Source organism: Parabacteroides sp. PF5-6 (assembly GCF_029504695.1).
Lineage (GTDB): Bacteria > Bacteroidota > Bacteroidia > Bacteroidales > Tannerellaceae > QVMG01.
The window spans coordinates 12,678-29,913 of sequence record NZ_JAQFIN010000008.1 but is presented as its reverse complement, the minus strand read 5'-3'; the positions used below and the strand labels follow the sequence as shown (position 1 = coordinate 29,913).

At 49.0% G+C, this 17,236-nt stretch carries 11 protein-coding genes; 6 read left to right on the top strand and 5 right to left on the bottom strand.

Annotated features, from left to right (window positions below):
* Positions 1 to 64: 64 nt before the first annotated feature.
* From M2133_RS10615 to M2133_RS10590, 6 genes are all read left to right on the top strand, one after another.
* The gene (locus M2133_RS10615; protein ID WP_277466103.1) at positions 65 to 1,693 is read left to right on the top strand and encodes an Mfa1 family fimbria major subunit; all 1,629 of its coding nucleotides are present in this window, start codon (positions 65 to 67) and stop codon (positions 1,691 to 1,693) included.
* Between the two features lie 118 nt (positions 1,694 to 1,811).
* Complete coding sequence (locus tag M2133_RS10610) at positions 1,812 to 3,389, top strand: Mfa1 family fimbria major subunit (RefSeq protein WP_277466102.1); 1,578 nt, start codon at positions 1,812 to 1,814, stop codon at positions 3,387 to 3,389.
* 51 nt (positions 3,390 to 3,440) lie between these two features.
* Positions 3,441 to 4,505: a FimB/Mfa2 family fimbrial subunit gene (locus M2133_RS10605; protein ID WP_277466101.1), complete on the top strand. Its 1,065-nt coding sequence runs from the start codon at positions 3,441 to 3,443 to the stop codon at positions 4,503 to 4,505.
* A gap of 38 nt (positions 4,506 to 4,543) precedes the next feature.
* On the top strand, positions 4,544 to 6,109 hold the full coding sequence (locus M2133_RS10600; protein WP_277466100.1) for an Mfa1 family fimbria major subunit: 1,566 nt from the start codon (positions 4,544 to 4,546) through the stop codon (positions 6,107 to 6,109).
* 39 nt (positions 6,110 to 6,148) lie between these two features.
* A complete protein-coding gene (locus tag M2133_RS10595) occupies positions 6,149 to 8,422 on the top strand; it encodes an Mfa1 family fimbria major subunit (protein ID WP_277466099.1) in 2,274 nt (757 codons plus the stop codon).
* Between the two features lie 96 nt (positions 8,423 to 8,518).
* A complete protein-coding gene (locus tag M2133_RS10590) occupies positions 8,519 to 10,327 on the top strand; it encodes a fimbrillin family protein (protein ID WP_277466098.1) in 1,809 nt (602 codons plus the stop codon).
* A 648-nt stretch (positions 10,328 to 10,975) separates the two neighbouring features.
* Here M2133_RS10590 and M2133_RS10585 read toward each other — a convergent pair.
* From M2133_RS10585 to gyrB, 5 genes are read right to left on the bottom strand one after another with little or no spacing between them, the layout of a single operon-like run.
* Positions 10,976 to 11,398: a SufE family protein gene (locus M2133_RS10585; RefSeq protein WP_277466097.1), complete on the bottom strand. Its 423-nt coding sequence runs from the start codon at positions 11,396 to 11,398 to the stop codon at positions 10,976 to 10,978.
* Between the two features lie 11 nt (positions 11,399 to 11,409).
* Positions 11,410 to 12,399, bottom strand: coding sequence for a M28 family peptidase (locus M2133_RS10580; protein WP_277466096.1), 990 nt, complete (start codon positions 12,397 to 12,399; stop codon positions 11,410 to 11,412).
* A 30-nt stretch (positions 12,400 to 12,429) separates the two neighbouring features.
* Positions 12,430 to 13,335, bottom strand: coding sequence for a gamma-glutamyl-gamma-aminobutyrate hydrolase family protein (locus M2133_RS10575; protein ID WP_277466095.1), 906 nt, complete (start codon positions 13,333 to 13,335; stop codon positions 12,430 to 12,432).
* Positions 13,336 to 13,368: 33 nt separating this feature from the next.
* Positions 13,369 to 15,204 (bottom strand): gamma-glutamyl-gamma-aminobutyrate hydrolase family protein, encoded by a 1,836-nt coding sequence (locus tag M2133_RS10570; protein WP_277466094.1) that lies wholly within the window; start codon positions 15,202 to 15,204, stop codon positions 13,369 to 13,371.
* 12 nt (positions 15,205 to 15,216) lie between these two features.
* Positions 15,217 to 17,175: a DNA topoisomerase (ATP-hydrolyzing) subunit B gene (gene gyrB / locus M2133_RS10565; RefSeq protein ID WP_277466093.1), complete on the bottom strand. Its 1,959-nt coding sequence runs from the start codon at positions 17,173 to 17,175 to the stop codon at positions 15,217 to 15,219.
* Between the last annotated feature and the right edge of the window lie 61 nt (positions 17,176 to 17,236).

Sequence of the window (17,236 nt, the reverse complement as noted above, 5' to 3'; positions counted from 1 at the left end):
GTAATAGTGAGTGAACAAATTATTTTTAAACAATTAACTATTTATTAATTAAAAATTCTACAGTATGAAAATGAAATGGAAAAACGCGTTATTGGCCCTATTTATCGGGGGAGTAACACTGACAGCATGTTCTGACAAAGGAGATGTGATCGATCCGGATATAACACCGGTGGAACAGGAAGGGGATGCTTTCTTCTCCTTTGATATGGGTATGGCAAACAAACTGCTGAAAACTAAGGCTACACTGGCTGGTGACAAGGCAGAGCAGGCCGTACGGGATGGTGTTATGGCTCTTTATGATCCGACGACCAAGGTGTGTAAATATGTGTTTGATCTTGAAGCTACAACCGACGGGAGTGCAGATTTTAGCGGGGCGAGTGTTATTTCGTCAACTGCCGATGTGTCTTCTTTCCGGACTGTGGCGCAACGGGTTGATAAACAGGCTTACCAATTACTGGTTGTCTTGAATCCTACGACTAACATGAAAGATGCCATTGCTAAAAACAAGTATTATGCAGAGTTTGAAGATGTAAAAGAAGAAGCGGCTGAAAACATGAAAGACGGTGTGGATCTTACTGATAATACCATTTACAAACATATCCCGATGACAAATGCTTCGGGACTTGTAGATGTAGCGGAAGACCAGTTACATCCGACAAAGGATGCTGCCGAAGCGGCTGGCAATGCACCGAAAGTGCAAGTCGATCGTATATTGACTAAGGTTTATTTTAAATTGGATGATGCAATGACTGTTGCTTATGGGGGTTCGTTTGTAAATGCTACCTGGCAATTGGATATCACCAATAAGAAAACGTATTGGGTAAGAAGACTTACTTATGTGGCTCCGGCAACTAATAGAAATGGTGACGGTATTACCAGCAATGCAGGTACAACTACTTGGGAACTTGAAAAAGATTACTCTTCGATTTTCCGGGAATATGTCTACGCCGAAGACCCCAACTGGGATAATGTAAGTTTAGACCGGAAAGAAACTACCGGAGACTTAAGTGGTGAATTCAAGTATTTGGCGCCTGGAACAACCTCAACCGGTTTCTTGCACGACTTAACTACCGACCAAGGTTTTGGAACCCGTGAATATGCATTGGAAAACACAATGGCTCCGGAAGAGCAATGGGAAGATGTAACGACCCGTGCTTTGGTTAGAGCTAATTTTGTGCCGAGCAACAAAGATATTGAAGCGGGTGATAGCTATTACTTCTATGGAGGTGCAGCATTTACTTATGGACAGCTTGAAGCGATGTATAACGGAACTATGCTCTGGCCGACGGCTCCGAGTGGGTTAAAAGAAGTGGTTACTAAAGCGGTTGGAGAAGGTTTCTTTGGTGGAACAGCAAATGCAATGACTGCCCGTTCGACTTCAGGAGAAACGAGCGACGGACAATTAGGATACTATCAAAACGGTATAAGCTATTACGCGGTGAAGATCCGTCACTTTGATGATGCTTTGTCTTCTAATGAACCGGAAGTTAATACCAATCCTGATTTTATGAACTTCGGCCGTTGGGGTGTTGTACGTAACAATATGTACCAACTGACACTGAAGAATGTCAATGGTCCTGGTAAACCGACTATCCCCGATCCGGAAGGTCCGGATGACAAAAAGCAATATTGGTTATCAGTAGATATCCAGGTATTGCCATGGGTAGTACGCACACAAGATATTGACTTATAATTAAGTAAACCTCTCTTCCCGGAATTCGTCCCCTTTGAATTCCGGGAAGATATAAACATACTGACAAACAAATAACAAGCTACTTATATATCTTTTTTAAAGATTCAAACTTTGCGATATGAATATCCGGAATAAAATAGGGCTATTGGCATTATGCGTGTGCCTGATAGGCGCGTTCACTGCCTGCAGTGACGACGATAATGACTTCTCATTATACGGCAATAAGAAAAGAGGAGATGTTTTTCTGTCGCTTCAGATGGAAACCGATCCGTCTTTATCCACACGGGCCACCGGTACGGATTACGGCACGAAGGAAGAAAAGGCCGTAGTTTCCGTTCATGCCTTATTTTATGAAGCGGCAGGGGAAAACAGCAAACTACTCTACAACTTCAACATTGAAGCCAAAACAAACGGAGAAGAAAATTTTAATGGAAATCATGTGCATAGTGGTAACCAGAGTCAATTTGTTTCTAAAGCGATCGACCTGAAGAAACAGGATTATCAACTGGTTGTACTGGTCAATGCATCCGACGCCCTTCTCTCTTCCATCGGCAAAGCGGAAGAAAACTTCCCGTCGGGTTACAACACCTTGAAAGACTTGCAGACGGCTATAATCGGAACCTCGGCTGAAACATTTTATGACACAGACAAAAAAAGCTATTTCCTGATGAGCAATGCCGGAGGTATTATTTACGTACCACAATCGATGCTTAAGAACAGAGATAGCGAAGCCACAGCTGCTCCGGCCTATATCCCGGTCGAACGCATCGTGGCTAAAGTATCCGTGCACAAAGGATTTGCTAAAGACGAAGTGGAGTTTGGCGGAAAGATCGGAAATGTGAGCTGGGATGTGGATGTGACCAACAAACAAACGTATCTGATGCGTCAGGCCGATTATCTGATTACCGGTGTGCAGGAAAGCGGTTTCCATAACCCGCGTAATGAAGTCTACGCCAAAGACCCTAACTTTGATACGAACGAGATATTCCTAACCGATGAAACCAAGAAAAAAGAACATTTCACCCTTCTGGGATTGAACCAGACTGATCGTTACCTGGATTGGAATCCGACCACGGCGACAACCACATATTATCGCTATGTCTTGGAAAATACGATGGCGAAAGCGGATCAGAACAAAGACAAAACGGATCCGAAAACCTATACGACCCAAATCCTACTGAAGGTGCAGATCACCGAACCCAAAGGACTGAAAGACATTCATTCGTACTATTCTTTTGAAGACAAAACCGAACCTGAGGGCAAACAATGGAAGGTATTCAGCCATGCCCAGGCGGTTGAATGGTATAATGGTACGTACCCATCCGACATGGCCGCCTTGAAGGCTGTATTGGAAAGTGCGCAGAAAATGGAGAACTCTCCTTTCAATTTCAATAAAGAAGGAAATGCAGAGCCTACCGAGTTCGTGACTACTTCCTTGAATAAGCTGACGTATCATAAAGACGGACTGAATGTCTACCGGATCCCAATCATGCATTTCGGCGTGGACGACCGGATTAAAGCGGAAGAAGATTACGGCTACTACGGAGTGGTCCGAAACAATATATATAAAATCGTGATCAAATCGATCAAAGGCCCCGGTGTCGACTCTTCCAACGAAGGCTATGTCTCTGCCGATATCACCATCAACCCCTGGTATGGCAGGGAGTGGGAGGAAGACCTGAAACCGGGCGAATAAAGTGAGCTTTCATAAATCAATATACAGCATATAAAACAATAAAATAAAAGGATGAACAGATTAAACAAATACCTATGTTATGGTTGTATAGGCCTGACTTTGTTCATGTCATCATGTATTCGTGACGGTCAGGATCCCTGTCCTCCGTCGGAGCCGAATGAGTATTATTCTTATATACGTTTCGTGTATGATTATAATATGGCCTTTGAAGACCTTTTCCACAAACAGGTTTCCAAAATTGATCTTTATCTGTTTGATGAAGATGGAGTTTATATTGAGAAACTGGCGGATGAAAGCCCTGCCGGCACCACCTTCCCCAAGGGGTATATCATGGGCTTGCCCGAGGCGTATAAAGCGGCTACTCAGTTTGTGGCGTTTCCCGGCATCCACAGCGATCACGGATATGCCACGCGTATGACTCCGGGCATCTCGACCATACGCGACCTGAAAGTGCAGTTGCATGAACGGGATAAAAATATCCTGGATACCTCGCTGAAACCTTTATGGCATGGTGCGATCACCCAGTATCACACGCGGGTAAACCGGGATGATACCACGACCATCTCTTTGACAAAGAATACGAATAGCCTGCGTATCGTGCTTCAGTCTACTGCCGATACGACAAAGTTCGATATCAATGAGTTCACGTTTAGCTTGGAGGCTGTCAACAACACGTATGATGCCTATAATATGCCGGGCAATGAGAAATGGAGTTATCAACCGTTCCTGAAAGAGAATAACGGGAAAAATACCGGTGGAGTGGTCGAGTTGCATACCTTGCGTCTGTTCGACGACCGGGAAAACCGATTGATCATCCGGCATTTCCCCACGCTGTCGACCGTGTTGAATATCAATCTGAATGATTATCTGGATGCCTTAAAGCTACAGGAATATAAGCGGCTTTCTCTCCAGGAGTATATGGACCGGGAGTGTGAGTATAAATTATTGATTTTTCTGACTCCGGGACCGGTAAATCCGGATCCGGATCCTAATCCCGACCCGGACCCTGACCCCGATCCCGATCCGGATCCGGACCCTGAAGTCAAGATGGGATGGATTGCGACCCAGATCAGTATCAACGAATGGGTGGTCAGAGATCAACCGAATGAATTCTAAGCCGGAGAGTTGTAGACAAATAATAGAAAAAGCAAAAGATGAAACACAAACTCATACATAGGGTGTCTCAACTATTGGAAAATGTTTGGATCCATGTCCTGATGTTAAGTCTCTTAACCTTGGGGGCATGTACCAATGACAGTATATTGACCACACCCGACCCCGTCATACCTGCGACGACGGATACGGCTTACCTCGCTTTGGCTATAGATTTCAAATCATATCTGATAACCAAAGGATATGAGGGCGAATCGTCTGCCGGTGAGTCGGAAGAAGACTATGTGAAGAAGGTCAGGCTGGTATTGTATGATGGGGAATTGGCTACATCCAAGGTGGTGAAAGCCTTTAGTTTCAATATTGAAACCGATAATAGCAGTAGCGGACAGGCCTGGAAGGATAATTCCGAGGATAAAAGAGACCTGGCCAATACCGTCGATCAAAAAGATAAGTGGCATTTTATTACCTATGCCCGTAAGGTTCCTTTGATGGATTATAAGATGTTGGTTATCGTGAACCCGAACGACTATCTGGAGCAGCATACGCGGGAGGGGGATACGTATAATCAGGTGAGTGCGGCTCATAAATTGGAAGAAGGAGAGGGTAAGTCGGTCAATGTCAGTGGCCTGGCAAAAGCAAACTACTTCCTGATGACCAGTGGCCCGGGATTGATCGATGTCCCGGCAGACGAACTGTCGGCAACTGTCCGTGCAGCGCATAATTCTCCGTTTAGAGCAACCGTCGGACGGGTGGTCGGCAAGGTAACCCTTGCACCTCCTGTGGGGGAAACGACGATCCCAACAGCCACTAGCGGTGCGGAAGTTAGCAATGTGAGATGGGAGCTGGATATCACCAACCGGTATACCTTCTGGATTAAACGGTTCAGTAGTACTGACCGGGAGAATGAATATGGCGAAGATCCGAACTATACCGGTTTTAAGAAGACCAATAATTTCGTGCTTGAAGATAATTTCATTTATGTGATAAACTCAGGCGGCCTGATGCCTGTATTGAATAACGCGCTCAACGGCTCCGAGTATTGCCTGGAGAACACAATGGATCTTACGGATCAGACCGAAAAGAATGTGATCACGCGCGCGTTGATCAGTTGTACGTATAAACCGGCCAATGTGGAAACTGCCGGAGAGGGCTTTTATGTTTACGACAACTCTACCTTTAGCTTCCGGGAGATGAATGAGTTTGCGAAAAAAGCAGAGAATACCCCTGCCGGTTCGCGCCCGGCTCTGAGCGAAGCCATCCTTCGGGCGAAGAGTTCCGGCTATACATTCATTGGCGGGAGACCTTATCATAATGATGAATTGTGTAATGAATCTTTTTCCGGTGTGGCGGGGATCACCTACTATCATAATGGGATCAATTATTATGCTGTCAAGATCTTACACTTAGGCGATTCCGACGATGCAGCTCTCGTCCATGGGCATTATGGCGTTTTGCGTAATACCCACTATACGATCCATATCAATAAGATAGAAGGACCGGGTAGTCCATATATCTTCCCGCACCTCACAATGGTCAGGTCAGGTTTCCCGGAGGAGGATATGCCCGATTTATATAAGAACATTGAAACAGGTATAAATATCCGGTAACCGGCGATTGATCTTCTAATTGTAAAAAAAACAGGCAAGATGAGATTCAAGAATATATTAAATATAATAGGTATTGTAGTGGCCTTGGGCTTATGGGGTACTTCTTGTGTGGAAGAATCCGGTGTGGAAGGGAGTGGTCAGCCGGCTCCGGAAGGGGAGGCTTACCTTTCCCTGAAGGTGAAGACCGGTGATCTCTCCGCTTTTACCCGGGGAGAAGAGGTATTGGGTAGTGCGGATGAACTGGCCGTTCATAGTGTCCGGGTGGTCTTGTACGATGGCAATGAAAATTCAGCGACAAAATGTAAGGTTGAATATGTGTTTGAATATAATCTGGAGACACCCGAAGGCTGGACGGACACGAGCGATCCCACCCTCTGGATTGATGAGAAGGAGGATGCCGATGAGGTCGATCCCAAAGGCCTCTTTATTATCCCTTCCGGCAATCATCTGTCGCCGGAATACCGGGAGGGGTATGAGTTTGCCACTTTTGCCCAGCGGGTGAAAGACAAACCTTATAAGATGCTGGTGATCCTGAACGGGCAGGATAAAGATAACTCGTTCGAGTCGGCCGTGTATAAAGCGACCAACAAAGGAAACTTCCTGTATAACTTCACGACTGCTGTTGCTGCGACCATTGATCCGCAGACCGGAGTGTTGATAGATGGCAAAGGTATCCTGATGACCAATCACCAGGGTTTGGTGGAAGTGACAAAAGATCAGCTTACCCGGACGGCAACCGAGTCGCATAAGGCTCCGATCGCGGTCAGTGTCGACCGGTTGGTGGCGAAGGTCACCGTTAAACATGCGGATGGTTTTCAGTTTCCTCCGGGCATCGATGAAAATTCGGTCACCTGGGGACTGGATATCACCAATAACTTTACGCACTGGATGAGAAAAGAGACGACCGGCGAGAGCTACGATCCCACGATGGAAACGCTCTATGCCCAGGATCCGAATTACGGTATGTTTACTGAAGACAAAGACAAGGCCGATCATTTCAACAGCCTCTTTGTGAACGATAAGGGTGCTCTGCACCTTCCCTCGGCCCATGTCGGTCATTCGCTTGGTGAGTATAAATATGTACTTGAAAATACAATCGACGCGAAAGGAGAGAGTCTATCCGAATATGCCGATCAGATCACCCGCCTGATTGTCGGTTATAAATATAAACCGATGGGTTATAATGGTACGGAGAATTATTATATCTATCAGAATACCGTGATCAGTCAGGAAGAACTGAACAGAATCCTGACCGATCCTACGTTTACTCTGCCGGGCCTGACCAATTTCAAAGAGACGTTAGCACTGATCGAAGAAGAAGGTAAATACAAGCTGGACGGAAAAGGAACGGATTATTTTGAAACCTACGGACTGCGTTATTGCCCGCAGGGACAACTCTATTATATTATCCCCATCCAGCATTTCGGCGGTTCGGGAACCGCCTTGGGCTGTTATGGCGTGGTGCGGAATAATATTTATGAGATCACCATCAACAAACTGACGCCTCCGGAAGTGGCCGGCCCGCATTTGTCGGCTGATATCCATATCCAACCCTGGGCGCAACGTAGCCAGGGCAATACGATCGGCAGCACGGATATCTATGAGGTGAAATGGCATCCGGTGAAGGTGTACCATTGGTTCATACGCGACTATTCCAATTTGTATCAGCAATGGATCAGTCGGAAAATATCCGGACGCAATGATGAATATGAAATCATCATGGTAAAAGAAGGCCGGAAAGTACAGGAAACGATGATCAACAGGCAGGCTGATTTCAACGCTGACTTGCCCAATCATTCCCAATTGTTGTTTATCTACAGCGTTCCGGCATTGGATTATACGGTCACGGGAGACCCGGAAAAAGATGTGCTGCATGCGTTTTACATCGAAGGATATGTCACCGGTTTTCTCAATGTTCCTGTTAACGTCTGTTTCACAAAAGCGGATGGTACCATTCTGCGCATAGAAGGAAGACATCCGAGTGATGGGACTGCACATTACGCAAATCCATATACATACCATATGACTTATCTGCGTGTTCCGACAGATGAGACCAAAGGATATGCCTTTGTCAAGCAATTGGTAAGCAAATATGAGATCTCCATCTTTGACGAATACAATAGAGAGTATGTGGTTACCTCCAATGAGATTTGCAATTACTATTACAAAATACCCATAACAAGCAGCACGCATGTGGAATGGGATCCTAACCATCCGGCATCCGGGGAACCCGCCTTTGTCGCGTCGGGAAGTGGAGGCAATATAAGCGGGAATGGGAATTTAGGCGTAGCCCTTATATGTGTACCTAAATAATAATATGAAAACAAAATGAAGAAAGCGAATTTATTCTTATGCTTACTCACGCTCCTGATACTGGGGGCTTGTGAGAGTCAAAATGAAAGAACTCAAATGGAAGAGTTGACCGGAAAAGCCGGGCAGATCAACGTCTTTCCACTCGATCCGCAAACGCGGGCAAGTAATTATACGCCTTACTGGGCGGTAGGGGAAAAGGTCGGCTTGTATGTCCGGACAGCCAATACGCTGGATGGCCCTATCCCCCTGACCATCTCCAGGATTAACGGAGGCATACAATTTGTCGAAGCGCTCCCTTTTGTCGACAAGTCATCGAAGCATACCTTTTATGCTTACCATCCGTATGAAATCAATACATCGACCAACCCGGAAAGGGTGAAGGTCGCACCCATTGGTGCCCTGCAGGTGCAGAAAGGGAATGATTCGGAAGAGCATGTTAATCCCTATAAGTTTAATGTTGCCGCGCCGGCGTCGATTTACCCGGATGAGAACTTGAACCTCTATTTCACCTCTACCTGTAGCTTCTTCCGGTTCCAGATCCATTCGAATGTAAATGGACTGGTGGTGAACAGTATTAAGGTGGAAGCGCCAACCGGCAAGTTGATCAACTTTACGGATGCGAAGATCAATCTGACCTTGCCGGAAAGCGATCCGAATTTCGCACGGTATTTCGACCTGGTTGGCGGATCTTCGGCTACGACGTTACGAATAGAAGAGGGCGGACTGCCTGTTCCGAACGCCACATCAGACTATGCATTCGGACATCTGGCGTTCAATCCGGTGAACTGCTCGGGACAAACCCTGAAGATCACCGTAAGCACGGAAGATGGGCAGGTGTTTACTTTCGAGAAAAGCGGCTTGAACTACATCCATGGCCAGCATTATGCCCTTACGCTTTATATTGAAGTGAATACCCCCAAACCTCAGCCGAAGAATATCCGGGTGTTGAGCCTGGATGATAACTACCTGTGTTATGGCTATAGCACGGCCGGCAGCCTGGGGAATTACGATAATACTAAAGTATGGAACAGCTTCTTCGGTGCGATGGAACTGCGCGGCAGAGATATGCGCCGCTTGCTTCAGCAACATTTCGGACCGGGAAAGACCGTCGAAACGGGAGTGATCACATTTGAAACGACCGATGTGCATGACAAACTGAACAAGTTGACGGATAGTTACCTGGAAACTTTCGATATCATCTTCCTCAATGAAAGAAGCCGTCCGACCGCACAAACGGCTCAGCGCGTCATGAACTGGCTGAACCGTTCGCAAAACCGGGTGTTGATCCTTTCGTACGACTGGAAAGATCCGACAATCACGCCGACCATGGCGCAAAATACGCTCTTGGGAAAGACTTCGACCAATTACCTGATGTTCCGCGATCAGGTTCGCGGAGTCACACCGCATTGGTATAATGTGAAGAAAGGGGGCAGCGCTAACGTTTCGATTGGCAACTGGGGGACTTATCGCACCGGCATGCTGGTTCCGTTCGAATTGAACGAGCGTACGAGCTATTTCTGGAAAGACGGTCCTTTCAAAACGAACCTGACGGCCAACTCCGATATCCGCCACTGGATCGAAAATGAATTATGGGGCGCAGCCGTTGTGACCGATCCCAATGTGATTCAGCTGATCACCTACCGCGATGCGCGGAAAGACCAGAATAAAAACACGATGCATGCCAACGGAGGCGGTGATGGCGGCATGATCCTGGGTGTCGATCCGGTGAAACGTATTGTCTATATGGGTGATACCGAAGTGTTCTCGGCATATAACGTGCCCTCTTACGCCACGGATGCCCGGCTGACGGAGGCGTATAAGAATCCGAACGAAATCAACAATTATACCAAGATCGTCGGTAACCTTTGGGCCTGGATGATCAATGAGGTAGTACAAAAGAATTGAAGTCTCAGTTTTAGAAATAAATTTTGAAAATACAGTTGATAAAAGATTTAGCAAAGCCTTATTTCCAAAACTCCACTTCCTCCCGGTTTCGGGAGGAGTGGAGTTTTTTCATTTGATACCTTACCACATAAAACTTTTCACCCCGGTCTTCACCTTTCACCCATTCGCCAGATCCCTGTATTGATCAGCCTTTCAGGTGAAAGGTAGCGGGCTACTTTAAAAAACGACAGACCTTCCCGGAAAAGGCCGGCAGCCTTTTAGAAAACTCCGGCAGCCTTTTGGAAAACCCTGCCGGCCTTTTGGAAAACTCCGGCGGCCTTTTTCGGGAAGCCGCCAGCTTTGATACACCTGTCTCGGCGAGTCAGTCGGATTTCCGGGATGATCCCGGTTTGTCTCCCCAAGCCTTCACCCAAAACGCTGATCAATACAGGGATCTGGCAACCGGGTGAAAGGTGAAAGGGGGGGACGAAACTTTTATGTGTGGCTCTGTCCAAAATAAACATCGCACTTTGGTCGCCCAAAGCGCAATGTTTTTTTCACCAAAGCGCAATGTTTTTCCGCCCAAAGTGCAATGTTTTGGAAAAGGGGGTTCTGGCGGGATTGAATAAACCTGTTCGGGGCCAACAACCGGCAGGCTGACCGTGCCCTTTATTGTTCTTTGGTCTTGAAGGCTAAGGCGTAAAGACGCATTTGCTTGACCATGGAGACCAGGCCGTTGGAGCGGGTGGGGGACAGATGCTCTTTCAGACCGATCCGATCGATAAAGTAAAGTTCGGCATCGAGGATCTCCTGGGGGGTATGGCCAGATAATACATGGATCAGGAGGGATACAATGCCTTTGACGATCACGGCGTCGCTCTCGCCCTCAAACCAGATCTGCCCCTCCCGGTATTCCGCGTGCAGCCAGACCCGGCTTTGGCAACCTTCGATCAGGTTGCTCTCGGTTTTGTATTTGTCGTCCAATACCGGCAGGGCATTACCCAGGTCGATCAGTAGGGCGTATTTGTCCATCCAGTCCTCAAATTCGGAGAACTCTTCGATGATTCGGTCTTGTGTTTCGTTTATTGTCATGGGTGTTTGTTTTATCTGTTATAAATCATTTCCAATACGGTCTGTCCGGCGGCTTTGAGGGTGGCGGGCTCGATATTGTCCATCGTGTCGTTCAGTGTATGCCAGTGGTCGCCGAAACCGTTGCGGCTCTCCGTACTGGTGTAGATGATATCGACGCAGGGGATGTTACGTCCCTGCTTCACGTAGATGTGATCGTCGACATAGGATCCACCGGTGGCCTGGATAAAGAAGCGGCCATACCCCATCTCGCGGGCTTTGTTCCATATCTTTTCCACCATAGGGGCGGCATACTGCATCGAATATCCTTCTTTGTAGAAGGTGGCCTCTTTGTGGCCGACCATATCCAAGAGGATACCATATTCTGCCCGGTAGTTCTTCACGTGTGGGTTCTTTGCCCAGAACTGGGAGCCGAGGCACCAGGTGTCTGGTTTGGCTGTTCGGGCAAAGGCCGGTTCGCCATAGTCTTCCGCATCGAAGAAGATGATATCGATACCGATACCCGGATCGTTCTGGTTGATCTGGCGGGCGATCTCCAACAGGGCGCCCACGCCGCTGGCTCCGTCGTCGGCTCCGTCGATCGGCGTATGGTGCTTCGTCGCGTCCGTTTCCTGATCGGCATAAGGACGGGTATCCCAGTGCGCAAACAATAGGATGCGTTTGGGATTCTCCGGGTTATAGGCACCGATGATATTGCGCGATTCTAGGCGGTCACCGTTATAGGCGGTCAGGGTCGTTTCCTGCACGTAGAGCTGGGCGCCGAAGCGGGTGAGCTCGGCGATCAGGTAGTCGCCACAGGCTTTGTGAGCTGTGGTATTAGGCACCCGCGGACCGAAATCCACTTGCCGGGCGACGAAGTGATACGCACTGTCGGCATTGAATTCAGGTGTTGCGGTTGAGGAGATTACCGGCTGGGCAGGTGTTGTGGATTTCGCTTCTTCTTTATTTCCTTTCCCACCACAGGAAAGGAGGCAGAAAGCCAGTATGACGGACAGAATGGTCATGGGGTGCATAGACTGATTACGAATTACGAATTAAAAATTAGGATACAAAGATAAAGAATTTTTACCGGACGGCGGCAGTTCTTTATTTGAGCGGTAGATATCGGCTTTGTCGATCAGGAAACGGAAGATGCGCAACATGGTCGTATCTCCTCCGGCAACATGTCCTTCGGGATGCCATTGCACGCCGAGAATGGGGCGGTCGGGCCAGGCTTCGATCGCTTCGATCACACTGTCGCGTGAGTAGGCGGCGACGCGGAAGCCGGGAGCCAGCTCTTTCACGGCCTGGTGGTGGAAGGAATTTACGGCGTACGACGATTGACCCAGGATCGCGGACAGTTGGGTCTGAGGTTGTATATCAATGGTATGGGCGCCAAAGGTCTTGGGCATCTGTTGCACGTGTTTGACCGGTTTGTTCGGGTGCTGCGAAGGGAGATCCTGGTAGAGGGTGCCGCCGAAAGCGACATTGATCAGTTGCTCTCCCCGGCAGATGCCCAGGATAGGGATATTCCGGTCGGACGCCAGCTTGATCAACATCAGGTCATAGGTATCCCGCACGGGATCGACTGCCTGCAATTGCTGCACCGGCTCTTCGTTGTACCACAAAGGATTCACATCTTCTCCGCCGGTCATCACCAGCCCGTCCAATGTCGATAAGATTTGCCGTAACGCGGCTTCGTCTTCGATCACCGGGATGATCACAGGCGCCCCACCGGCTTTCACTACCGCCTGTACGTAAGCGCCGCCGATAGTCGAACCGCCCGATTGCTGCGTGGCGGAGATGCCGATCAGGGGCGGGCGCTGGTTGCGCAGGTTTGCCTCGCAGGAATCCATCCGTGCGTGGAACGTTTGTAACTTCGTTTGTTGAGAGCGTATGCCCGGCGCTTGCAAGAGCAGCAAAAAGAGAAAAATGCCGGCTGTAGATAGGGAATTTTTCATGCGAAATAGTATTTAGTGTTTACTGTGTCGTTGTCAGCAGCATCCCTGTACGGCACGCATCACCCGCATCAGGTTACCGCCCCAGATCTTTCGGATATCGTCTTCCGAATAGCCTTCGTCGAGTAGGCGAACGGTGATGTTTATCAGTTCGTTGGCAGCGGAGCAACCGATCAGTTCACCTCCTCCGTCGAAGTCGGAACCAATACCGACATGGTCGATGCCGACCCGATCGACGATATGATTGATATGGCGGATGGCATCACTCAGCGATGCCTTTGTTTCTTCTTTATTGATAAATCCTTTGTAGAGGCAGACTTGCACGACGCCATCCTTTTCGGCCAACAGTTTGATCTGCTCGTCGGTCAGGTTTCGCCGGTGATCGCAGAGCGCGCGGGCGGAAGAGTGGGAGGCGATGATCGGCATTTGGCTTACCTCCAACACATCGAAGAAGGTTTTCTCCGCGGCATGCGACACATCGATCATCAGGCCCAAGCGGTTCATCTCTTTCACCACTTCCCGTCCGAAAGGACTCAAGCCGTTCCATTGGGGCGTGCCTGCCGCCGAGTCGCAAATGGCATTATGTCCGTTATGGCAGAGGGTCATATATACGATGCCCATTTCTTTGAACCGGCTCAACCGGGAAAGGTCGGTGCCGATGGCGTATCCGTTTTCGACGCCCAGCATAATCGCTTTTTTCTTCTCCTGCTTCAGGCGAAGCAGGTCGTCGACACTACGGGCAATGCCCATGCGCGCCGGGTAGAGTTCTTCCTGGCGAATGACTTGCGAGAGGCGCTCGGCCGCGTAGTCGTAAGCCGCCTGATGTGCCGTGTCGGTCAGTTCGCCCTGCGGGATATAGGCGACCATGCAGGCGGCGTCCAGCCGTCCTTCTTCCATCAAGGGGAGATTGACTTTGCCTGGGATGTCGATCAATGTTTGTGTTTGGTACTGCTCGGGCTCGACAACTGCCAGGTCTACCTGAGCAATGCCTTTGATGCCCAGATCGATTGTTCCGGGAAAGAGCATGGGGGTGTCGGTATGCGAGTCGATCGTGAGTATCCGTTCATGCATCTCTTTGGCTTTGCGGAATTGCAAGGCCCTTGCCGTCTGGTATTGAAACAGGAGTTGCATCGTGCGATCACCTTCGGGCGCCATGGCTTCGGGATGCCACTGCACACTGAAAATATCTTTCTCCGGATGTTCCATCGCTTCGTTGATCCCGTCGGGGGCTGTCGCCGTAGCGATAAACTCCGGTGCCGGTTCTTTGATGGCCTGGTGGTGGAACGAGTTGACGTAAACTGTTTCCTCTTTCAATAAGGCGCGCAGGCGGGAAGGAATAGCTTCGATCCGCACGGTATGGGAAGGTAATTCCCGCGTTTGCGTCTGGCTGTGTTTCAGTAGTGGACGGTCGTTCTGCACATGGATGTCCTGATACATGCCTCCGCCGAACGCCACATTCAAGAGTTGGTGCCCGCGGCAAATGCCCATGATAGGAATCTGCCGGTGCATGGCCAGGCGAAGGAGGATCAGGTCGTATTCATCGCGCAAGGTATCGACATCCTGCAGTTGCGGGATGGGTTCTTCCGAAAGATAAAGCGGATTGATATCGCCTCCGCCGCTGAGGATCAGACCGTCGAGGTCGTCGACAAGAACCGACAGGGCTTTGATATCCGTAATGACCGGGAGAAGCACCGGCGCTCCGCCGGCCTCGACCACCGAGCGCACATACGTCTCGGCGATACAAGAAAGTCCGTCTTTCCGGTTAGCGGATAAGCCTATGCGGGGAGGTTGACAGCTTTCTGCAGCCGGTATGTAATGATCAACCTCCCTGTACAGGTCCTCTAAACTCGGACGACGGACTTGGGTGTTCATATATGCTTTTGTTTAAGCGTCGATATTCGCGTATGTCGCGTTCTCTTCGATAAACTCACGGCGCGGCGCTACCTCTTCACCCATCAACATGGAGAAGATATTGTCCGCGTCGATCGCGTTCTCGATGGTGATCTGCTTCAGTGTCCGGTTTTCCGGGTTCATCGTCGTATCCCACAACTGATGGTCGTTCATCTCTCCCAAACCTTTGTAGCGCTGGGTGTGTACCTGGCTCTCGTTTCCGTCGGCATAGCGGTCGATGAACAGCTGACGTTGTTGTTCGGTCCAGCAATACTCTTCGTTTTTCCCTTTCTTGCAAAGGTACAAAGGAGGGGTTGCCAGATAGACATAACCGTTATCGATCAACGCGCGCATCTTGCGGAAGAAGAACGTAAGGATCAAGGTGGCAATGTGGCTTCCGTCCACATCGGCATCGGTCATGATGATTACTTTATGATAACGCAGCTTCTCGAGATTCAAAGCTTTCGGATCTTCTTCCGTGCCGATGGTCACACCCATCGCGCGGTAGATATTCTGGATCTCATCGCTGTCGAAGACTTTGTGTTCCATTGCTTTCTCTACGTTCAGGATCTTACCGCGCAATGGGAGGATCGCCTGAAACATACGGTCGCGCCCTTGTTTGGCCGTACCGCCTGCCGAGTCCCCTTCGACGAGGAAGAGTTCGCATTCGGCGGCATCACGCGAGGAACAGTCGGCCAGCTTACCTGGCAGTCCGCCACCGGAAAGCGGCGATTTGCGTTGTACCAACTCACGAGCTTTACGGGCAGCCTGGCGTGCCTGTGCGGCAAGGATCACTTTGTCGACAATAATCTTCGCTTCTTTCGGATGCTCTTCGAGGAAATAACCCAGAGCTTCACCGATCGCCTGGTCGACAGCACCGGTCACCTCGCTATTCCCCAATTTGGTCTTGGTCTGTCCTTCGAACTGAGGTTCTGCCACTTTGATAGAGATCACGGCAGTCAACCCCTCGCGGAAGTCATCACCTTGGATTTCCACCTTTGCTTTTTCCAGCAATTTGGAATCTTCGGCATATTTCTTCAATGTACGGGTCAACCCGCGGCGGAAACCGGCCAGGTGTGTACCCCCTTCAATGGTGTTGATATCGTTGACATACGAAAAGACATTCTCGTTGTAAGAGGTATTGTAAGTCATCGCCACCTCAACGGGTATTCCCTGTTTCTCGGTTACGATATGGATAATATCCGGCACCAGCCCTTCTTTGGAACGGTCGATATAACGGACAAACTCCTTCAATCCTTCTTCCGAGCGGAATATTTCAGCTTTAGGGTTACCCTCCGGATTTACTTCCCGCTTGTCGGTCAGCCGCAGCGTAATTCCGGCGTTCAGGAATGCCAGCTCACGCAAACGATTGGCCAGGATCTCATATTTGTATTCCAATACGGTAAAGATCGAAGCGTCCGGTTTGAACGTAATCGTCGTACCCGTTGTGTCGGATTCTCCCACTACCCGTATGTCATTCAACGCTTTCCCGCAAGAGAATTCCTGCATGTAGATCTTACCGTCGCGGCGAACTTCCGCTTTCAGGTAAGTCGATAACGCGTTTACACAAGAGACACCTACCCCGTGCAAACCGCCGGAAACCTTATAGGAGTCTTTGTTGAACTTGCCACCGGCATGCAGTACGGTCAGTACGACCTCTAATGCCGATTTGCCTTCTTTCTCATGATAATCAACCGGGATCCCGCGGCCGTTATCTGTCACTTCTATTGAATTGTCTTCGTTGATCACGACATCGATATCCGTACAATAGCCGGCCAACGCTTCGTCAATAGAGTTGTCGACAACTTCGTAAACTAAATGATGGAGTCCTTTTTCACTGATGTCGCCAATATACATGGCGGGTCTTTTGCGCACTGCTTCTAACCCTTCGAGTACCTGAATACTGTCTGCTGAATAGTCATTATTCGACGTATTCTTCAATTCTTCACTCATGCGTTTTTTATCTTCGTTTAATCAATTAAATTTCTTGTCTTAAAAATCCAACAAATGTACT